The sequence below is a fragment of the Streptomyces sp. NPDC001914 genome, from assembly GCF_042891215.1.
Classification (GTDB): domain Bacteria; phylum Actinomycetota; class Actinomycetes; order Streptomycetales; family Streptomycetaceae; genus Streptomyces.
The window spans coordinates 1-19601 of the sequence record NZ_JBIASW010000027.1 but is presented as its reverse complement, the minus strand read 5'-3'; the positions used below and the strand labels follow the sequence as shown (position 1 = coordinate 19601).

Genomic DNA, 19601 nt, shown 5'->3' with positions numbered 1-19601 from the left:
AGTACTGACCGGCGCCGCACTCACCCGGGTCTCCGGTCCGCCGTCGTCCGGAGCGGCGACGTGTGCGCGGGAGACGTATCGTGGCGGGAAAGGGGTGCTGCCCGGATTCCGTGGCCGACGAGGGCCTACGTCCGTGCGGCCGCGCCCCCCTCGTACGCGTACATGAGGGAGACGGCCATGGCCGATCCCAAGGGTTTCATGAACACACCCCGCCAGGAGTATCCGCGCCGGCCGGTCCGGGAGCGGGTGCGGGACTGGGACGAGGTGTACGTTCCCGGAGGCCTGCTGCCGATCATCGAGAAACAGGCCGACCGCTGCATGGACTGCGGTATCCCCTTCTGTCATGACGCGTGTCCCCTGGGCAATCTGATCCCCGAGTGGAACGACCTCGTCTCGCGCGACGACTGGCGGGCGGCGAGCGACCGGCTGCACGCCACGAACAACTTCCCCGAGTTCACCGGGCGGTTGTGCCCCGCCCCGTGCGAGGCGGGCTGTGTGCTGGCCATCAACCAGCCTGCGGTCACCATCAAGAACGTCGAGGTCGCCATCGCCGACCGCGCCTGGGAGGACGGGTTCACCCCGCCGCGTCCGCCGGACCGTCTGTCCGGCCGGACGGTCGCGATCGTCGGGTCGGGGCCCACCGGGCTCGCCGCGGCGCAGCAGTTGACCCGGGCCGGTCATACGGTGGCGGTGTTCGAACGGGCGGACCGGATCGGCGGGCTGCTGCGGTACGGAATCCCGGCGTTCAAGATGGAGAAACGGCAGCTCGACCGCAGGCTGGCCCAGATGCGCGCGGAGGGAACCAAGTTCCGTACGTCGACGGCGATCGGCAGTGACATAGGGGCGGCGGAGCTCAAAGCCCGCTACGACGCCGTGATTCTGGCTCTCGGCGCCACCGCCTGGCGTGAACTGGACGTACCGGGGCGGCAGTTGTCCGGAGTCCATCAGGCGATGGAGTACCTTCCGCTGGCCGACCGGGTGTGCGAGGGAGATCTCGAGGTCTCCCCGTTGTCGGCGGCGGGCCGGCATGTGGTGATCGTGGGCGGCGGCGACACCGGTGCCGACTGTCTGGGGACGGCGGTGCGCGAGGGCGCCGCCTCCGTGACCCAGCTCGACATCTACGCGCAGCCGGAGGCCGAGCGCGACGAGGACGCCGAGCCCTGGCCGACGTATCCGAAGATCTACCGGCTCTCCGCCGCGCACGAGGAGGCCGGCGCGCTGGGCACGGCGCCCGCGGCGGACGCGGACGCCCGGCTCTTCGCCGCGTCCACGCTCCGGTTCGAGGGGGACGCGGACGGCCGGGTGCGCTCGCTGCATCTCGTCGAGGTCGACGAGCGGCGCCGTCCGGTCCCCGGCTCCGGACGGACCCTGCCCGCCGACCTCGTCCTGCTCGCCCTCGGATTCTCCGGCCCGGACCCGCACGACGGGCTGATCGACCAGCTGGGTCTGAAACTCGAGCCGCGCGGCACGCTCGCCCGCGGCGCCGACTTCGGTACGAACGTGCCCGGGGTGTACGCCGCCGGGGACGCGGCGCGCGGGCAGTCGCTGATCGTGTGGGCGATCGCCGAGGGCCGGGCGGTCGCCGCGGCGGTGGACCGGGTGCTCAGCGGGGCAGCCCGCTCGCGGCTGCCGGCGCCGATCGGACCGTACGACCGTCCCATGACCGCGTAGGGGTCGGCGACTGTCCGTTCATGACGCGCTCCGTGGGTCAGTGTCGCGGTAAGTGATCAACTCGGAACCAAATTCAGGGAAGTCGTGGAAAAGAGCAAACAAGTCGTTCAGGAGAGAAGGAAGTCCGCCTCCCCCGCTTTCGCACCCTCGATGAAAGCGGTCATCTCGCCGGGCGTGTAGATGAGGGCGGGGCCGTCCGGGTCAGCGGACTGGCGCACGGCGATGCGGCCGTCGGCGAGTTTCATCGCTTCCAGGCAGTTGCCGCCGTTGCCGCCGCTCCACGGTTTGTGCCAGCCCTCGCTGCCCAGTTCACGGGCGGGCATTCCGTTGTAGATGCGCACGTCGCCTATTCGCGGGTTGATGCGTTCCGGCGTGATGCGTTCCATTCACAGCTCCTTGCGGAGATCCCGGAGGATCTCCTTCGTGCGATGTGCCGTGGCGGCTTGGGCCGCCATGCGGTCCATGACCTCCAGGTGGGTCGCCACCTCGGAACGCGCGTCCAGGTAGACGGCGCCGGTCAGGTACTCGCTGTAGACCATGTCCGGGAGTTCCGGCATGGCAAATCGGAACAGCACGAAGGGCCCGTACGTGCCGGGGTGCGGACCCGAGGAGAACGGGATCACCTGCAACGTCACATGGGGCAGCTTCGTGGCCTGAAGCAACTTGTCGATCTGAGCGCGCATCACCTCGGGACCGCCGATGGTGCGGCGCAGCACCGTCTCGTCCATCACCACCCAGATCCGGGGCGCGTCCTCGCGCGTGAGCAGGTCCTGGCGCTGCATGCGCAGCGCCACATGGCGCTCGATGTCCTCGGGCCTGGTCTGCCCGATGGCTCCCGCCCGCAGGACGCCGCGTGCGTAGTCCTCGGTCTGCAACAGGCCGGGGACGAAGTGCGGTTCGTAGGAGCGCAGCAGGGAGGCGGCGCCCTCCAGGCTGACGTGCATGGAGAACCAGTCGGGCAGGATGTCGTGGAACCGCTGCCACCAGCCGGGCTTGTTGGCGTCCTCCGCGAGCTGGACGAAGGCTTCGGCCTCCTGGTCGCCGACGCCGTACGACTTCAACAGGAGCTGGAGGTAGGGGATCTTGAGGGAGACCTCGGCCATCTCCATCCGGCGGACCGTGGCGGGGGCGACACGCAGGATCCGCGCGGCCTCCTCGCGCTTGAGACCCGCGCGTTCCCGCAGGTCCAGCAGTCGTCGTCCGAGAACGACCTGGCCGACCGTCGGCGCGGACCGCGGTTCGCTCACGTCCCACCTCCACTGAGTCCGGGCAGCCCGTTCGGCGCCGTCCGGGTTCTTCCTCGTCCGTCTCGACGATCCCAACTGGCGCCGCTCGGCTAGCTGTTGCCAGCAGTGTGCCACGCGCCCCCACAGCGTCACACGGCACTCTGCATTTTTCAGAGTGAGTCTTGCCAAGTGTTCGCGGCGACGCGATAGTGGCAAGCGTGATTCCGTCCGCGCCGTTAGGAACAGACGCCAGCGAAGACCGGTTCGGTCTCCGAGCCGCCATGGGGCACCGCCCCGGCGCGGCCGCCGAGCGCCGGTTCCGCTTCGAGTTGGCCGCACACCCGGGCTCCGTGGCTCAGGCGAGACGCCTGAGCCGCTCCCGCCTGTCCGGCTGGGCGGTGGGCGAGGACACCTGTGACACGGCGGCACTCGTGGTGTCGGAACTGGTCACCAACGCGATCGTCCATGCCGCCGGACAACGCGTCGTCTGCGAACTGCACGACGCTGGCGACGTGGTGCGCATAGCCGTGTGCGACGAGGGGTGCGCTCGGGGCGAGCCGCACCCCTCCGCGCAGCGGCCCGACGAGGAGCACGGGAGGGGATTGCTTCTCGTCGCGGCAGTGTCCAGGGCCTGGGGGGCCCAGGACACCGGGCCCGGTCTGCTGGTGTGGGCGGAGATCGCGCGCTCGGCAGACCGGGCCGAAAACACCCCGCGTGAACCTGGCTCGCACGACGCGGACACCGCTCCGCGGGCGGACCTCGGCTGGAGCGCGAAGAAGCCCCCGAACGACGGGCGGGGCACGGGGGCGGAGGGATCCTGGGGGGCGGGAACCATGGGGAACCCCCGGCTTCCCTCCGCCCCGGGCGGAAGCGTGGACCGGGGTCCGAGCCGGGAACGGGACCGGGAACTGGGACGCATTCGGGATCGGGATCGGGAGAGCCTGTGAGCCGTACGTCTGCGGCGGGGCCCGCGGCGCGGGTTCTCGGCCTGGACACGCTGGTCCGCCTGAACCGCGGCCGGCGACCGTCCGGGCCGCCGAGGCGTCTGCCCGTCCCCGAGGGCATGAACGTGCCGCTGGGCTGCGACGCGGTGTCGGTGCCCGCCGACTTCGGACCGCTGCTGGTGTCGCGGCTGCCTCGCCTGGGCTGCATCTACGCCGACGGCGCGCACTGGTGGTGGATCGTTCCTTCCGACTCCGATGTCGCCATGGAGTGGCCGACGCCCGCCCACTACGTCACGGGTGCGGTCGTGCCGGACGCACCTCGAATTCCCGGGCTCATCCACAAACCGGATGGCACGCTTCCGTATACCCCGCCGATCCCCCTCTATCTGGCCCTGTGCCAGGTCACGGGGACGCCCCCCGCCTGGTCGCGCCCGATCAGCGCGTAGCCGGCTTCCGATCAGCGCGTGAGCCGGCTTCCGGTCAGTCCCTGAGCCCGGCTCGTGAGCCGGCTTCCCATCGGCGCGTGAGCCCCGTATCGCGACCGGAGAACCCCCGCCCGTGTCCGAGAGCGGCTGAACCGCCCGCCGTCACTCGACTCCGTCGGCACCGCCCACGACGACCAGGAACGCGTCGGAGGCGAGATCCATGACGACCTCCGCCGCCTGGCCCTCCTGGCGGCGCGCATGCGCGAACTCCTCCGCGGGCCACGACCCGCGTGGTCCTCCGGCGGGAAAACGCTCCAGAACCTTTCGCCCGTTCACGTTCAACCTCCATGTCGTACCGCTGTGGAGAGTTAAACGCCTGCAATGGGGTGAACGGCTCTGGCAGTGACGGTACTGAGACGAAGTCGACACCGGGCGGCGGAACGACCGGGCCGGACCCTACGGTTCCGCGTACTCGTCACATCCGCCGCCGACCAGCGGGTCCGCCCCATCGGCCGTCCAGTCCAGCAGCCGTCCAGTCGCTCGGCCGGTCTGCCGCTCGGCCGGTCTGCCGGTATGCCGGTATGCCGGTATGCCGGTATGCCGGCCAGACAGTCGGCCGGTCAGACAGTCTGTCTCAGCAGACGGCGGGCTCCCGCAGTCCCGCGCGCTCCCGCCGCTCGGCCAGTTCGCCGAGGAGTTCGGCGATCCGCTCGGTGTGCCGGGGCGTGAGCCTGCCGGTGTCGTCGAGCTGCACGGCGCACGCCGTGGTCGTGTCGACGAGCCGTTCCAGGGTGGCCGCCACCGCGTCGGTGCCTTCGGAGTGCCGCGCCAGGGCGGGGAGTTCGGCGGCGGCGAGATCGATCGCGGCACGCGCCTCGGCGAGCGCGCGATACGCCTCCCGGCGCAGGACCCAGCGGCCCGTACGGTCGCGGGCCGTGCCGTCGCTCAGCACATGGGCGAGATAGACGTCCGCCGCCTCACCGGCCCGGGTGAGCCTCGCCCGCACGGTCCCGCCCCGCTGACCGAGGGCCGGCAGATGCCCGACGAGCAGCACGATCGCGCAGGCCAGCAGGGTCTCCACGATGCGGTTCCAGGAGGCCTGCGGTTCGCCTCCGACCATCACGAGGGCGAGGACGAGCACCGTCACGACCGCGGTCTGCGCGGCGAAGTGCCGGGTGGCGACGGGGATGAGGGCACCGCTGACCGCGACGAGGGCGACGAGCCCCTCCGGCCGCGGCAGCAGCAGGGCGAGCCCCGCGAAGACGAGCGCGCCGAGAACGGTTCCCGCCGCACGGCACAGCACGCGTGAGGCCAGCGGTCCCAGATCGGGCTTGACGAGGAAGACAGCGGTCGCGGGGAGCCAGTACCAGTGCGGGTGATTGCCGTACCAGCGTGCGTGGTGCAGGGCCTGTGCCACGGCGGCGCTCGCGCCGAAGCAGAGGGCGACCCGGAGCCCGTACTCCCGTCCGGCGGCACCGAGCGCGGTGCGCACGAGGGAGGCCGCGGTACGCCGCCTGGTGTGCAGCGTGTTCCCGGAGCCCCGGTCGAAGGTGTCGGCGGCGTGCAACAGGGCGTCGTGGAGGGCACGCAGGGCGGGCACGACGGGTGTGGCCCCCGGCGGGCCCGACCGGGGTCCGGGGACGGCGGGTGCCGGCAGCGGTCCGGTGGGAGCGCCGGTACGGACGGCGGCCGCGAGCCGTCGGGGGCCCTCCGCGGCCCGCGCGGGCACGGCCTCGCCGGCCCAGGCGAGCGCGGTCGCGGCCTCGGCGAGCGGCAGGGCGGCGGCGTACTGCGCGTGCAGGCGCCGCTCGGCCGCCGAACTGGCGTACCGCCGCAGCCGGGGCCCGTCGAGCGCGTCCTGCGCGTGGTCGAGGGCCGCGGTCAGGGCGACGCGCCGCCCGGTCGCCTCGGGTCCGCCGACGGCGAGCAGCAACCGTGCGACGGCGTCGTACACGCCGCCGACCGCTTCCCGCTCCCCGTCGAAGCGGTAGTCGCCGGTGTTCACGGCGGTCGTCGGCAACGCCAGCCGCAGTGCGAGCAGCCAGCCGGCCCCGCCGAGGAAGAACAGCGCGCGCATCCACCCGGGCTCGGGCAACGGCATCCCCGCCCCGATCGCGGACGCGACCAGGAACTGGGTCCCGGCCCCCGAGGCCACGGGTCCGACGGCGCTGACGGCTCCGGCGAGCAGTCCGAGCCCCGTGAGGACGAGGGTGAGCGTCACGGCGCCGGTGTGCAGTCCGGCGTACGAACCGATGATCAGGCCGGCGGCACCGGCGAGGGCCGGTACGCCGAGGCGCTCGACGGCGACCCGCCGGCTGCCGGGCCGGTCGTTGATCCCCGTCAGCATGGCGCCGAGCGCGGCGATCACTCCGAGGGAGGTACGGCCGTACAGCACGGCCGCGAGCAGCAGCGGACCGGAGGCCAGCGCACCCCGCACGACCGCGTTCCAGGGGACCGGTCCCCGCTGGGCGCGCAGGGCGTGGGCGAGCCAGGGCGGTACGGCGAGGGGGGCGAGGCGCACAGGACTCCAGTCGGGCGAGGGCGGGTGCCTTCGGGCGACGTCGGCCGGGCTCGTGTCCCTGTCAGGGTAGTGCGCGTCGGCGGCGGACCACGAACGCGCGGATTTCCACGGTGTGACATCTCACGGAAGTGAGCCGGTTGAGGAGGAGCGGGTCCGAGGGCGTAGCCGGCCCCCGGACCCTGAGATGCCACCATGTCGCACGCCGGCACACTTGAGAACCCAGGTCAGTCGTTATGTCGCCGCGTCCTGCCTTTGGACCACCACGCATCGAGCTGCGCGGGCTGGACTTGAACCAGCATCTCGACGTACTGGGGCCTGGGCCCGGTCGATCCGGCGATCGGCGGCGAATGCTGAGTCTGGAGCAATAGTCTGAGATTGATCGCGGTCTGCCTCTGCCGGACTTGGGCTACCGCGGCGCGTCGGCACTCCCTCGGCGGGAGTGCTCTTTGGTGCCGCGGGGAGGATTTGAACCTCCACTGGAACCGCGCATTCACGACAAGCCTCAGGTTCAGCTTGCGCTCCTCGCGCACCCCGGCCGCGGTGCGTTGTGGCCGGGGAGTTCAGAGGCTACCCCTGTGCGAACAGGTAGCCGAAAACAGCGTCGCCGACGCGCTGGTCGGTGACGTCCACGCCGTTGGCCTCCTCGCGGGCGAACTTGACCGCCTGCTGCAGCTTCTCGACGCGGTCGAGAAGGGCGTTCACGCGCCGCGCGGGCAGGGCTCCGGAGAACTTGACGGTCGTCCAGTAGCCGACGGGGATGTCCTCGTAGTACACCTCGACCTGGGCCGGGTGCTTCTCGGTGGCCTCGGCCTTGACGTGGTTCCGCGGGACCTTCTTCGTACGAAGGGTCCGCACCGGCTCGGTCTTCCAGGCGTCGGTGGACGGGTCCTGCACCCAGGACTCGGAGGCGTCGAGAACGGGCAGCTTCCGGACGAAGGTGTTGAGATCGGTGAGCTGCTTCTCGAGGAAGAGCAGATAGGACACCGGAGCCTCGGCGACGATCACGCGGCCGTCCACCACCACATCGGCCCGCGCCGTGCAGTTGGCCCAGTCCTTGGTGGCGGTCACGTCGAACAGCCGCGTCAGGGTCGCCGCGGTGTCCCGCAGCACGTCCTCGGCCTGCACCTGGACCCGGGTCGACTCGGGAGGAAGCTGCTCGCCCTCCTCGTCCTTCGGCTGGTACGTCCGCGAGATGCCGGCGAGCAACGCCGGCTTCTGCAGGCCATGATGAGCAGCCGTCAGGTCCTGATGGGACTTGGACTTGATGCCCTTCTCGACTGCGATGATCTGATTGAGTTTCGCCACGTCGGTGACCGTAGCAGCGATGGCGGGGATCTTTCGAAGAGTTTTTCGCACCCGCCACGCCGTCGACGGTAATGAGGGTGCGCGGCCCCGCGCCGGACCCGCATCATCGGCAGGTTGTCCGTCACCGTCGGCGGACCCCATCCACAGGGAGCCCCCATGGTCCAGCGCGTCACCGTTCCCAGCCTCTTCACGCCGCCCGTCTACGCGCACGCGTCCGTCGTCGAGGCGGGGACGAAACTGGCCTTCCTCGCCGGGTCCGTACCGCTCGACGCCGACGGGAAGCTGGTCGGCCCGGGCGATCACGTGCGTCAGGCCGAGCAGGTGCTGGCCAACCTCGACGAGCAACTGCGTGCCGTGGGGAGCGACATGGCCCATGTCGTGTCGACCGACGTGTACGTCGTCAGTGACCAGCCCGCCGCGCTCTCCGCGGTCTGGAACGTCGTCGAGGCCTCGGGACTGAGCATCGGCCCGCACTCCTCGACCCTGCTCGGCGTGGCCTGTCTCGGGTACACCGGGCAGCTCGTGGAGATCACGGCGACCGCCGTCGTCCCGGAGGCCGAACCGGAGGCCGGGAGCGGGCCCGAGAGCGCCTGACGCCTGCGGCGAGCGCATCCCCGGCCCTGCGGGGCCCGCCTACGGGGAGCGCGTCGCCAGCCCCGCGGATTCCGCCGCCCTGACCAGGACCTTCCTCAGCATCTCCGGGGTGAGCCGCCCGGTGAAGGTGTTCCGCTGACTGACGTGGAAGCACCCGAAGAGCTCCACGGAAGCGGGACCGGAAACGGGCTCGGAACCAGCGGGACCGGAGGCGGGCTCGGAACCAGCAGGGCCGGAACCGGGCTCCGACGGTGCCGAGGACGCGGCACCCGTTCCGGCACCCGAGTCCTCCGGTTCCGGCCTCCGTACGAGCGTCACCCGCGCCCCGTGCGCGAACGCCGGACGCGGCCTGGGCACCGCCCACCCCGCCTCCGCGAAGGCCGGCAGCGCGGCCTGCCAGCCGAAGGCCCCGAGGACGACGACCGTGCGCAGCGTCGGCCGCAGCAGTCCCAGCTCCCTGACGAGCCAGGGCCGGCAGGTGTCCCGCTCCTCGGGCGTCGGCTTGTTGGCGGGCGGCGCGCAGTGCACCGGAGAAGTGACGCGGACCCCGTACAGCTCCAGTCCGTCGTCCGCGCTCACCGAGGTGCCCTGCGAGGCGAGCCCGATGTCGTGCAGCGCCGCGTACAGCACGTCGCCCGACCGGTCCCCGGTGAACATGCGGCCGGTCCGGTTGCCGCCGTGCGCGGCGGGGGCGAGCCCGACCAGGAGGAGGGACGCGTCGGGCGGCCCGAACCCGGGCACCGGTCGCCCCCAGTACGACTGATCGGCGAAGGCGGCACGCTTCGTGGCCGCCACCTCCTCGCGCCAGGCGACGAGCCGCGGGCAGGCCCGGCAGCCGGCGATCCGCCCGTCGAGCACGGTGAGATCGGCGGAGCGGGCCGCGCCTTTTGCCGGAGCGCTGCTGTGCACCTCACCACCGTACGGCCGGGCCACCCGCCCGCGTCACGTCATCTCCGCCCCCAGCGCCAGGAACCCGCAGATCAGCAGGAAGAGGATGGCCAGGAGGGGCCAGATGAAGCGGAGGTACTTGTCGTAGCCGACCTTGGCGAGGGCGACGCCTCCGATGGTGACCGCGGTGGTGGGCACCCAGAGGTTCATCCAGCCGCTGGCGGCCTGCCAGGCGGTCACGACGACGGCACGGGAGACACCCGCGAAGTCGGCGAGCGGGGCGAGGATCGGCATGGCGAGCGTCGCGTGGCCCGAGGTGGAGGGGATGAGGAAGGCCAGCGGCAGGTTCACGATGAAGACGATGATCGCGAAGAGACTGGACGAGGTGCCCTCCACGACGCCCTCGATGGAGTGCAGGACCGTGTCGGTGATCTTCGAGTTGTTCATGATCACGGTGACTCCGCGGGCCAGCACGATCACCAGCGCGGGCGAGATGAAGTCCGCGGCTCCCTGGACGATCGTCGCGCTCAGCTTCTGCTCGCCCATCCGCGCCACCACCCCGACCAGCACCGCCGCGCACAGGAACAGCGCCGCCAGCTCCGGGAAGGACCAGCCGAGTTCGAACCCGTAGGGGCGCGCGTCCGCCTTGCCGGTGAGCGCGCTCGACCACGGCACGACGGAGAAGATCATGAAGGCGAAGACCAGCGCCGTGGTGACCAGGACCGCCTTGTGCAGACCGGTCAGCTCGGGAACCTCGCCGGCTGCTTCCTGGGCGTGCTCACGGTCCCCCGGCAGGAACCCGGTGATCGAGCGGTCGGGGCTCCGCTGCACCCGGCGGGCGTACCGGATGACGTAGCCGATCGTGACCGCCGTCAGCACGACCCACATCACGAACCTCAGCACGATGCCGTCGCCGAGCGAGATGCCGGCGGCGGACGAGGCGACGCCCGTCGCGAACGGGTTCACCGTCGAGCACAGCACACCGATGCCGGCGCCGAGAATGATCGTGCCGACCGCCACCATCCGGTCGTAGCCGAGCGCCAGCATCAACGGCACGATCAGCCCGTAGAACCCCAACGTCTCCTCGGCGAAGCCCTCCACCGTGCCGAGCAACGAGAACACCAGCATGATGCCCGCGATGAGGAGCGCGCCGCGGGTCCTCAGCCGATGGGCGAGGAGACCGATACCCCGGTCGAGCGCGCCCGTCGCGAACACCACGGTGATGAACGCCCCGATGGCGAGCACGAAGAGGAACACGCCCGCGCTTCCGTACAGTTCGCCGGCGAAGTCCGGCCCGACCTGCGCGGTCTTCTCGTCCAGAATTCCGTACAAACCATTGACGGGCGAGAGGAAGAGATCGTTGAGGCGGTCCACGAAGCTCTGGCCGGAGTCGACGCGGTGATACGTGCCCTGGATCGGCCGGCCCTCGGGCGTGCGGTCGTACTGCCCCGCCGGGATCAGGAACGCCAGTGCCCACACGGCGATCGTGACGATCGCGAGGACGGTCAGCGCGCTCGGGAACGTGAACCTGCGCCGGTGCGGCGGCTCTTCGGTGCCGGGCGTCTCGGTGCCGGTCGGTGTGGTCACCGGACCGTTGCTTCCCGGCTCACGCGCTCTCCCCCGCTCCCGGGCGGAAGCCGGCCGCGTACTCCCGTACGAAGGCACACATCGCCACCACCGTGTTGCGCAGCTCGGAGAAGAGGACGCGCTCGTTGGGGGCGTGCAGGTTGCACATGCTGTCCTGCGCCCCGAAGAGCAGCACCTCGGCGTCGGGTGCGGCGCGTGCGAGACCGTTGACCAGCGGAATCGAACCACCGGTCGCGATGTACGACGCCTCCTCGCCCCAGGCCTCGCGCAGCGCGGTGAGCGCGGCGCGGTAGGCGGGGCCGCCGGTCGAGGCCCGGTAGCCGGGGCCCGTGTCGCCCGGTGTGACAGTGAGCGGGACGCCGAGAGGCCGCAGCGAGTTCAGGTGGTCGACCAGCGCGGCCTGCGCCTCCTTCGCGTCCTGGCGCGGGTGGAAGCGGAGGTTGAGCTTGGCACGCGCGTACGGGACGACGGCGGAGGCCGCGTGTTCGACGCCCGGGGCGTCCAGGCCGATCACCGTGATCGCGGGACCGCTCCAGAGCCGTTCGCCGAGACTCCCGCTGCCGATCAGCGGGATCCCGTCGCGGACACCGGCGAGTTCGCGGAACTCCTCCTCGGTGTACGTCGTTCCGCGCCACTCCTCGCGGCGCAGCCCCGCCACCGCCACATCGCCCTGCACATCGTGCAGCGTGGACAGGGCGGTCAGCAGCACGATCAGGGCGTCCGGCGCGGCACCGCCGAACTCCCCGCTGTGCCGGGGCTCGTCGAGGGTGCGCACCTCGACCACGACCTCGGCCGCGCCACGCAGCGCGGTCGTCAGGGTGGGGGTGCCGGGGCGGAGATTGCCCAGGTCGGCGATGACCATCGCGTCGCAGGCGAACCGCTCGGGATCGCTCGGCGGATAGTCGTCGAAGGGGCTGCCGTACTCCTCCTGCCCCTCGAAGACGATCTTCACCCCGACCGGTGGCCGCCCCTCGTACGCCCGGAGCATCCCCAGGTGGGCGATCACGTTCGACTTGTCGTCCGCGATCCCCCGGGCCCGCAGACCGCCCTCGACGGGCGTCGGCTCGAAGGGCGGCGACAGCCACAGCTTCTCGTCGCCGGGCGGCTGCACGTCGTAGTGCGAGTACAGCAGAACCGTCGGCGCGTCCGGGTCCGGCGGCGGGATCTCCCCGAAGATCACGGGGGCGGTGCCGGGAAGGTCGATGCTCTCGACACGCTCCACCCCGGCGTCCCGCAGCAGTCCCACGAGGAGGTCGTAGGCCTCTCTCACCGGCTCGGCCGGGAATCCGGGGAACGCGACGGAGGGGATGGCGGCGAGGCGTTCCAGATCGGCGCGGAGGCCGTCCATCAGCGCGTCGACCTTCGCTGCTGTCGTCACCCTCGGTCCCCTCTCCTGTTCCCCTGACGGCCTCACCGACAGCCTCCGCCCGCCCCGGGTACCACGCATCCGGTGTGGTCCGTGCGACGGAAAAGGCATGCGGGGTCCGGGGCCGGGGGCATTAGAGTCGGGTCATGGCTTCTCAGGGTGCTGACGGGGAGATGAAGGACGCGAGGCCCGAGGGCGGGCGCGGCGCGGACGACGGGACCACCGCCGGGCCCCGTCAGAGGACCGGTTCCCGCAACGCCTCGGGGACCGCCTCCCGGAACCACTCCGCCGCGGCCTCACGGGCCGACTCCGCCACGTCCTCCGGGGACAACTCCGGCGCAGTCTCCGGGACCGGACCCGAGACCGATGCCACGGCCGCGTCCGCGAACGCCGCCGCCGTCAGGGCCGCGGTCGCCGCCGGACCCGCCGGGGGCGAGAGCGTGCGGGTCGACGCCTGGATCTGGTCCGTCCGTCTCGTCAAGACCCGCTCGATCGGCGCCACGGCCTGCAAGGGCGGCCATGTCCGGGTCAACGGGGAGCGCGTCAAGCCGGCGTACGCGGTCCGCGTCGGCGACGAGGTGCGCGTGTGGCACGAGGGCCGCGAACGGGTCGTCGTCGTGAAGCGCGTGATCCGCAAGCGGGTCGGCGCACCCGTCGCCGCCGAATGCTATGTCGACAACAGTCCCCCTCCGCCGCCGCGCGAGGCCGTGGCTCCCGCGGGTGTCCGGGACCGGGGCGCGGGACGTCCGACCAAGCGGGACCGCCGCGACATGGAACGCCTGCGGGGAATGCAGGCGGGATCCTCCGGCCCCGTCCGGACCACGGGCCCCTCCGCGGGACCGGCCGGCTCGACCGGATCCACGGGCCCGACCGGCTCCAAGGGCTCCTCCCGGCACTGAGCCCCTCCCGGACGCACGGATCGAGGGCTCCCCCGGTCCCGGAGGAGCCCCGCGTCCTTGCCCGCCGTCACACCCGGTGTCCCACCCGGCGACGGACCAGACGGAGCAGTTCGGTCGTGTGGCCGCGCCTGGCCCAGGCGATCAGACCGAGCGGCAGCATCAGGATCAGCGGGGTCGCCACGTACGGACCGTGGACGACGGTGACGTTGACGATGAACGCGCCGACCATCAGCGCGCTGAGCGCCACCGCGGCCACCGAGTCCAGCAGCGGGATCAGCAGGGCGAGCCCACCGGCGAGTTCGAGCGCGCCGATGGCGTACATGCCGCCGTGGCCCCAGCCCAGCTTGTCGAACGCCTCCGTCGCCGAGGGGTGGGCGATCAGCTTGGGAAGGGCGCTCGCGAACGCGAAGAAGAGACCGAGGACGATCTGCAGGGCGGTCAGGGAGATCCGGGCCGCGCGGGAGCGGGGGGTCGCGGCGGCGCGGGTGGCGGTGAGGGGGAAGGCGGTCTCGGACACGGTGGTCTCCTGTGGGAAGCGGTGGTTGCTTTCACAGAGATAGACCTGAGGACCACGCAGAACTCATCGGCGCCGGACGGGATGTGTCGCGGACGCCGCGCCTCTCAGTCCACGGCAGGGGCTCCGCTCACCCGCTCACCCCTTCACCGCCCTCACCCATATCCCGTCGTCCGTCAGATACCGGTCGACCTTGAGCCCCGACTCCGCCAGCGCCTCCTCGAACGCCTCCTTCGTCAAAGGGCGGGACAGAAACGTCTGGGTCCAGGTGGCGTCCGGGAACGCGTACTCCGCGCGCACCGAGTCGACCCCGTCCCCGACGGGTTCGGCGGACAGGATGCGCACGACGAATCCGGACGGATCGGAGCGCTCGCGGGGCACGTCGGTGTGGTAGTTCTCGCCCTCACGCTGGATCAACACGCACCCGTCGTCGGCGACATGGCGCGCGCAGGTGTCCAGGAGCGCCCGCCGCACCCGGACGTCCCCGGCGTGCACGAGGAACGACGCCAGCAGGACGACGTCGAACGTCTCGCCGAGGTCGAGGTCCTCGATGCAGCCGCGTATCCGGCGCGCCCCCCGGACGTGCTCCAGCATCTCGGCGGACTCGTCCACCGCCGTGACCTCGAAACCGAGTTCCAGTAGCGGATGGGTCATCCGGCCGACCCCGCTGCCCAGTTCCAGGATCCGCGCGGCGGCGGGCACGGCGGCGGTGATGATGTCCGGTTCGGCTCCGACGGGCAGACGGGTGTAGAGCTCGACCGCGCAGCCGTCCGGTGTGATCGCACCCGGCCCGGTGCCCTCGTGTCCCTGACGCATTTCGATCCTCATACCCGTCCAACGGACGGCTTCCGCAAGCCCGTTCCCCTCACCCGTCACTCGTTCGAGTGACTTGTTCGAGGGACATCCGTCCGAGTCCGCGGCCCGGCGGGCCGGGCTACAGCGCGAACCAGCCCCGGCCTCCGTACCAGTGCCCGCCTCCCCGCAGGTGGTCGACCACCGCGCGCTCGACGCTGTTGCGCCGGGGCAGTTCACCGAGTGGAAGCTCCGGATCACCGAAGACGAAGCCGATGGGCACCGTGTCGTCCGGGGTCTTGTCCTCGTGGACCGGGTGGAAGCGGTCCTGGAAGCGAATGATGTTGGAGTCGGCCGGCAGATACCGCCTGAGCTGCGGGTCGAGCAGCCAGGAGTCGCAGACGGCTATCCCATGGCGCTCCTCGGGGTAGTGGCGGGCGAAGAACTCCCGCGCCAGACCGAGCGAACGGTCGCACGCGGCCGGGGAGAGCGGGCCGCGGAAGTCGGTGATGTGCAGGCTCAGACAGGGCGCGCCGGGGTCCGGGGCCAGCCCCGCCGCCCGCGCCGCATCGGCCGTGCGCCGCCCCAGCAGGGCCCGCTGGAACTGGAGCCGGCCGAGCTGGAACAGCTCACCGTGGAAGTGCAGGGCGATCCACCAGGGGAACAGCAGCCCGGGACCGCCGACCCTCCTGTGGTGCACGGACACATGACGGCCGAGGTCGGCGAGCGTGCGCCGCGAGACGTCCTCGGGCACCCCGCGCTCCCGGTGCTGGGCGCGGACGTACGGAAGCGCGGCGATGAAGACGTACAGATGGAAGCAGCGTCCGAGGAGTCCCGTCGTCTCGGGGAAGGCGGGCGGCTCCCAGCTCTTCCCTATGTGCCCCATGTCCCGCACGAAGCGGGTGACGCAGCGCGCGAGGAGGGTCATGGCCTCCGGGTCGGCCGCCAACCGGGCGCGCAGTGCGACGAGTTCGTTGATGTGTTCGTGAGGCACGGACAGGTCGAGCAGGATGTCGGGCAGCGCGTCGGCGTCCGGGAGCGCCACATCCCGCGGGACGGAACACTCGCTCTCCAGGTCCCTCAGCCACTCGGCGGTCCTCGCGTCCGCCCGCAGCGCCGTCAGCAGCACCGTCGCCTCCCCCGGCGGCCGGAGTCCGGCCGCTCTCCCTTGGTGAACGTGCACCACGAAGAGTACGTTTCGTCGTAGGAGTGGTGATCCTGATGCGTACGGGCAGTGAACCGGTGACAGCACGCAGTGCCCTGCGGATGCGCTTCTGGCTGAGCGTCTGGGGCCTGATCTGGGCCGTCTTCGGGACGGTCGCGTTCATCCTGGTGGGGCGGCCGGGGTGGGCGGCCGCGTGCGCCGCGCTCTGGGTGATCGTCACGGTCGACATGACCATGATCCTTCGGCACATCAGACAGGGCCCGCACTACCAGCCGGGCCGTGACGTCCCGCCCTACGAGCCCGTCGACGACCGGCGCGACCGCCGTCCGCCGCAGCGCCGCCGGCCGTCGAGGCCGTCGCACCCCTGAAGCGGCCGTGCGACCGGAGCGCCGCGCACAGGACCTCGTACGGCGCCCCGCACGGAAGCGTTACAGGTCGAACCGCGCGGCCTGCAGATACTGCGGCTTCGGGTCGAGTGCGGCGGCCAGCCTGAAGTGCCGCCTCGCCTGCTCGGGGCGGCGCTGGCGCTCGTAGGTCCGGGCGAGCGCGAAGTGCGCGAACGCGTTGTCCGGCTCGCGCTCCAGGACGATCGTGAACTCCAGCTCCGCGGGACGCAGTTGCGCGGCGGCGAAGAAGGCACGCGCGCGCAGCAGCCGGGCCGCGGTGTTCTCCGGGTGGGCGGCGATGACGGGGTCGAGCAGCTTCACCGCACCTCGTGGGTCGCGCGCGGCGAGCAGCTGCTCGGCGGCGCGGAAGTCGATGACATGCGTCTCAGGAGTTCGTCCGGTCGATCCGCTGGTCTCGGGCACGGCAGAGTCCTTCCCTCGCTGCAAGGGTTCAACGCCCTTTTGGCGGGGCGCTATTCCTTGGGTGTGCGGGCTCTGCGCACGAGCTCGGCCCATACGTCCGCCACGCGCCGCTCCAGTGCGTCCAGGGGGACGTCGTTGTCGACGACGATGTCCGCGATCGCCAGACGCTTGTCGCGCGAGGCCTGCGCGGCCATGCGCGCCCGGGCGTCCTCCTCGGTCATGCCGCGCAGGCGGACGAGCCGGTCGAGCTGGGTCTCGGCGCGGGCGTCGACGACGATCACGAGGTCGTACAGCGCGGCCAGACCGTTCTCCGCGAGCAGGGGCACGTCGTGGACGACGACGGCGTCCGCCGGAGCCGCCTCCTCCAGGGCCCGCGAGCGTGCGCCGACCAAGGGGTGCACGATCGCGTTCAGGGTGGCGAGCTTCTCCGGGTCGGCGAAGACGATCGAGCCGAGCTTCGGCCGGTCCAGGCCGCCGTCCGCGGCGAGGACGTTCTCGCCGAAGGCGTCGACGACCGCCGCCAGCCCGGGAGTTCCGGGCGCGACGACCTCCCGCGCGATCCTGTCGGCGTCGATCAGCACCGCGCCGTGCTCGACGAGCAGCCGTGACACTTCGCTCTTGCCGGCGCCGATACCGCCGGTCAGGCCCACCTTCAGCATGCCTGGCAGCTTAGGCCCTGCCACCGACAGCCCCTGCTCCGGGAGCCCTGGACCAGCCCGGAAGTCCGGGGCCCTGAAACCCGGAAGCCCTGGGGCTCTGCAAGCCCGGGAGCCCGGCGGCCCTGCGAGCCCTGAAGACTGCGAGCCCTGGGAGCCCTGGGAGCCCTGGGAGCCCTGGGAGCCCTGGGAGCCCTGAAGGTGAGGGTCAGGCTTCGCCTTCGCGTTCCGCCAGGAAACGCTCGAACTCCTGGCCGATCTCGTCGGCCGAGGGGATCTCCACCGGTTCCGCGAGCATGTTGCCGCGGGTCTCGGCGCCCGCTGCGGCGTCGTACTGGTGCTCAAGGCCCTGGACGAGCGCGACCAGTTCCTCGTCGCCCTCCTGGATCTGGCGGTCGATCTCGGTCTGGGTGCGGTGCGCCTCGGTCCGCAGGGCATGCGCTATCCCGGGAAGCACCAGGCCGGTCGCGGCCGTGATCGACTCCAGGACGGTCAGCGCAGCGTCCGGGTACGGGGAGCGCGCGATGTAGTGGGGCACATGGGCGGCGACACCGAGAACGTCGTGGCCGGCCTCCATGAGGCGGTACTCGATGAGCGACTCGGCGCTTCCGGGGACCTGGGCCTCGTCGAAGGGGCTGCGGTGGCCGGGCACCAGGTCGGTGCGGTTGCCGTGCGGCGTCAGACCCACCGGGCGGGTGTGCGGGACGCCCATGGGGATGCCGTGGAAGTTGACCATGAGGCGGACCCCGAGCCGTTCCACGATCTGCTGCACGGCGGCGGCGAAGCGCTCCCACTCGGTGTCCGGCTCGGGGCCCGACAGCAGCAGGAAGGGCGCACCGGTGGCGTCCTGCACGAGCCGGACCTCGAGGGTCGGCTCCTCGTACTCGGCCCAGCGGTCGCGCTTGAACGTCAGCAGTGGCCGGCGGGCGCGGTAGTCCACGAGCCGGTCGTGGTCGAAACGGGCCACGACCTGGTGGGGCAGTGTGTCGAGCACCCGGTCCACGATCTGCTCGCCGGTTTCGCCCGCGTCGATGTATCCGTCGAAGTGGTAGAGCATGACAAGACCGGCCGACTCCTGGGCGAGCGCCGTGTCGACCACGGCCAGGCCCTTCGGCTCCCATGCGTACAAACCCTGCGGATCAAGCACTGTGACCGCTCCTCCTCGTGTTCGTAGTCCACAACATGGCACGGGGCACGGACATTCCCGTCCGGGCCGGGACCGCACGGCGAAACCGGGCCCACGCGGCGGAGCGGGCGAAGCCGGGACGGCACAGGGGGAGCGGGCGCGGCCGGGGAAACCGCGCGCAACGGAGGGACGTGCTCGGCGCAGCCGGACGGCACAGCGGAAGGCCATGCGCAGCAAGCCGGACGGCACAGCGGAAGGGCGAGGGCGCACACAGCAAAGTGGGCCCGCACCGAATCGGTGCGGGCCCACTTCTCTCAGCTACTTGCTAGCGGTGAGCTTTCAGCTCTGGCCGCCGGCGAGCTTCTCGCGGAGGGCGGCGAGCGCCTCGTCCGACGCCAGGGCGCCGGAGTTGTCGTCCGACTCCGAGGAGTAGGAACCGCCGCCGGAGGCGGCCGGAGCCGCGCTCGTGGAGGTGGCACCCTCGGCCTCGGCCTGCGCGTCGGCCTCGCGGGACTTGATGACCTGAGCCTGGTGCTGCTCGAAGCGCTGCTGCGCCTCGGCGTACTGGTTCTCCCACACCTCGCGCTGGGATTCGAAGCCCTCGAGCCAGTCGTTGGTCTCGGGGTCGAAGCCCTCGGGGTAGATGTAGTTGCCCTGGTCGTCGTACGACGCGGCCATGCCGTACAGGGTCGGGTCGAACTCGACCGAGGCCGGGTCGGCACCGAAGGACTCGTTGGCCTGCTTCAGCGAGAGGCTGATGCGACGACGCTCGAGGTCGATGTCGATGACCTTGACGAAGATCTCGTCGTTGACCTGGACGACCTGCTCCGGGATCTCCACGTGGCGCTCGGCCAGCTCGGAGATGTGGACCAGACCCTCGATGCCCTCGTCCACGCGGACGAACGCACCGAACGGAACGAGCTTGGTGACCTTACCCGGGACGACCTGACCGATCTGGTGGGTCCGGGCGAACTGCTGCCACGGGTCTTCCTGCGTCGCCTTGAGCGACAGGGAGACGCGCTCGCGGTCCATGTCGACGTCGAGGACCTCGACGGTGACTTCCTGGCCGACCTCGACAACCTCGGAGGGGTGGTCGATGTGCTTCCAGGAGAG

The 19601-nt window shown here is 71.4% G+C and carries 20 protein-coding genes and 1 pseudogene; 6 read left to right on the top strand and 15 right to left on the bottom strand.

Features of this window, described 5'->3' with window-relative positions; genetic code table 11:
* Nucleotides 1–177: 177 nt before the first annotated feature.
* A complete protein-coding gene (locus ACFYYF_RS39460; RefSeq protein WP_388783802.1) occupies nucleotides 178–1671 on the top strand; it encodes a glutamate synthase subunit beta in 1494 nt (497 codons plus the stop codon).
* Between the two features lie 107 nt (nucleotides 1672–1778).
* On the opposite strand, the gene ACFYYF_RS39455 is transcribed toward ACFYYF_RS39460, so the two are convergent.
* Both ACFYYF_RS39455 and ACFYYF_RS39450 read right to left on the bottom strand, forming a co-directional pair.
* Nucleotides 1779–2057 (bottom strand): DUF397 domain-containing protein, encoded by a 279-nt coding sequence (locus ACFYYF_RS39455; protein ID WP_355765303.1) that lies wholly within the window; start codon nucleotides 2055–2057, stop codon nucleotides 1779–1781.
* Nucleotides 2058–2918 (bottom strand): helix-turn-helix transcriptional regulator, encoded by an 861-nt coding sequence (locus ACFYYF_RS39450; RefSeq protein ID WP_388783799.1) that lies wholly within the window; start codon nucleotides 2916–2918, stop codon nucleotides 2058–2060.
* Between the two features lie 260 nt (nucleotides 2919–3178).
* Between ACFYYF_RS39450 and ACFYYF_RS39445 the strand changes: the two genes are divergently transcribed.
* Nucleotides 3179–3844 (top strand): ATP-binding protein, encoded by a 666-nt coding sequence (locus tag ACFYYF_RS39445; protein ID WP_388783796.1) that lies wholly within the window; start codon nucleotides 3179–3181, stop codon nucleotides 3842–3844.
* Nucleotides 3841–4287, top strand: coding sequence for a hypothetical protein (locus tag ACFYYF_RS39440; protein ID WP_388783793.1), 447 nt, complete (start codon nucleotides 3841–3843; stop codon nucleotides 4285–4287). The genes ACFYYF_RS39445 and ACFYYF_RS39440 overlap by 4 nt, the downstream gene beginning before the upstream one ends.
* Before the next feature lie 141 nt (nucleotides 4288–4428).
* Here the strand turns inward: ACFYYF_RS39440 and ACFYYF_RS39435 are convergent, their stop codons facing one another.
* The 3 genes from ACFYYF_RS39435 to ACFYYF_RS39425 all read right to left on the bottom strand — a co-directional run bounded on the left by ACFYYF_RS39435 (nucleotide 4429) and on the right by ACFYYF_RS39425 (nucleotide 8092).
* The gene (locus tag ACFYYF_RS39435) at nucleotides 4429–4602 is read right to left on the bottom strand and encodes a hypothetical protein (protein WP_361693426.1); all 174 of its coding nucleotides are present in this window, start codon (nucleotides 4600–4602) and stop codon (nucleotides 4429–4431) included.
* Between the two features lie 298 nt (nucleotides 4603–4900).
* Entirely contained in the window at nucleotides 4901–6787 is a 1887-nt protein-coding gene (locus ACFYYF_RS39430; protein ID WP_388783790.1) for an FUSC family protein, read from the bottom strand.
* A gap of 567 nt (nucleotides 6788–7354) precedes the next feature.
* Nucleotides 7355–8092 carry a hypothetical protein gene (locus ACFYYF_RS39425; RefSeq protein ID WP_361693424.1) on the bottom strand — a complete coding sequence of 246 codons (738 nt, stop codon included), beginning with the start codon at nucleotides 8090–8092 and terminating at the stop codon, nucleotides 7355–7357.
* A 156-nt stretch (nucleotides 8093–8248) separates the two neighbouring features.
* Between ACFYYF_RS39425 and ACFYYF_RS39420 the strand changes: the two genes are divergently transcribed.
* Nucleotides 8249–8686, top strand: a complete 438-nt coding sequence (locus ACFYYF_RS39420) for a RidA family protein (protein ID WP_388783787.1) — start codon at nucleotides 8249–8251, stop codon at nucleotides 8684–8686.
* 39 nt (nucleotides 8687–8725) lie between these two features.
* Here the strand turns inward: ACFYYF_RS39420 and ACFYYF_RS39415 are convergent, their stop codons facing one another.
* Genes ACFYYF_RS39415 through ACFYYF_RS39405 form a run of 3 tightly spaced genes read right to left on the bottom strand, consistent with a single transcriptional unit; the run spans nucleotide 8726 to nucleotide 12539 of the window.
* Nucleotides 8726–9595 (bottom strand): uracil-DNA glycosylase, encoded by an 870-nt coding sequence (locus tag ACFYYF_RS39415; RefSeq protein ID WP_388783785.1) that lies wholly within the window; start codon nucleotides 9593–9595, stop codon nucleotides 8726–8728.
* A 33-nt stretch (nucleotides 9596–9628) separates the two neighbouring features.
* Nucleotides 9629–11161 (bottom strand): YfcC family protein, encoded by a 1533-nt coding sequence (locus tag ACFYYF_RS39410; protein WP_388783782.1) that lies wholly within the window; start codon nucleotides 11159–11161, stop codon nucleotides 9629–9631.
* 19 nt (nucleotides 11162–11180) lie between these two features.
* Complete coding sequence (locus ACFYYF_RS39405; RefSeq protein WP_388783780.1) at nucleotides 11181–12539, bottom strand: M20/M25/M40 family metallo-hydrolase; 1359 nt, start codon at nucleotides 12537–12539, stop codon at nucleotides 11181–11183.
* 374 nt (nucleotides 12540–12913) lie between these two features.
* Between ACFYYF_RS39405 and ACFYYF_RS39400 the strand changes: the two are divergent.
* Nucleotides 12914–13426, top strand: a pseudogene (locus tag ACFYYF_RS39400) (RNA-binding S4 domain-containing protein); the annotation flags it as partial.
* Between the two features lie 67 nt (nucleotides 13427–13493).
* Here the strand turns inward: ACFYYF_RS39400 and ACFYYF_RS39395 are convergent.
* The 3 genes from ACFYYF_RS39395 to ACFYYF_RS39385 all read right to left on the bottom strand — a co-directional run bounded on the left by ACFYYF_RS39395 (nucleotide 13494) and on the right by ACFYYF_RS39385 (nucleotide 15861).
* Entirely contained in the window at nucleotides 13494–13943 is a 450-nt protein-coding gene (locus tag ACFYYF_RS39395) for a DoxX family protein (RefSeq protein WP_388783777.1), read from the bottom strand.
* A 135-nt stretch (nucleotides 13944–14078) separates the two neighbouring features.
* Nucleotides 14079–14756, bottom strand: a complete 678-nt coding sequence (locus ACFYYF_RS39390; RefSeq protein ID WP_388783774.1) for a class I SAM-dependent methyltransferase — start codon at nucleotides 14754–14756, stop codon at nucleotides 14079–14081.
* A 118-nt stretch (nucleotides 14757–14874) separates the two neighbouring features.
* Nucleotides 14875–15861 (bottom strand): acyltransferase domain-containing protein, encoded by a 987-nt coding sequence (locus tag ACFYYF_RS39385; RefSeq protein ID WP_388783771.1) that lies wholly within the window; start codon nucleotides 15859–15861, stop codon nucleotides 14875–14877.
* Nucleotides 15862–15953: 92 nt separating this feature from the next.
* On the opposite strand from ACFYYF_RS39385, the gene ACFYYF_RS39380 reads away from it, so the two are divergent.
* Nucleotides 15954–16265 (top strand): DUF6343 family protein, encoded by a 312-nt coding sequence (locus ACFYYF_RS39380; protein WP_365494859.1) that lies wholly within the window; start codon nucleotides 15954–15956, stop codon nucleotides 16263–16265.
* A 60-nt stretch (nucleotides 16266–16325) separates the two neighbouring features.
* Here ACFYYF_RS39380 and ACFYYF_RS39375 read toward each other — a convergent pair whose 3' ends face one another.
* From ACFYYF_RS39375 to ACFYYF_RS39360, 4 genes are all read right to left on the bottom strand, one after another.
* Nucleotides 16326–16706, bottom strand: a complete 381-nt coding sequence (locus ACFYYF_RS39375) for a tetratricopeptide repeat protein (protein WP_361693404.1) — start codon at nucleotides 16704–16706, stop codon at nucleotides 16326–16328.
* Between the two features lie 50 nt (nucleotides 16707–16756).
* On the bottom strand, nucleotides 16757–17365 hold the full coding sequence (gene coaE, locus ACFYYF_RS39370; protein ID WP_388783767.1) for a dephospho-CoA kinase: 609 nt from the start codon (nucleotides 17363–17365) through the stop codon (nucleotides 16757–16759).
* 205 nt (nucleotides 17366–17570) lie between these two features.
* Entirely contained in the window at nucleotides 17571–18509 is a 939-nt protein-coding gene (locus tag ACFYYF_RS39365) for a PAC2 family protein (RefSeq protein ID WP_361693400.1), read from the bottom strand.
* A 318-nt stretch (nucleotides 18510–18827) separates the two neighbouring features.
* The coding region (locus tag ACFYYF_RS39360) for a S1 RNA-binding domain-containing protein (RefSeq protein ID WP_388783764.1) at nucleotides 18828–19601 on the bottom strand (774 nt) is incomplete at its 5' end.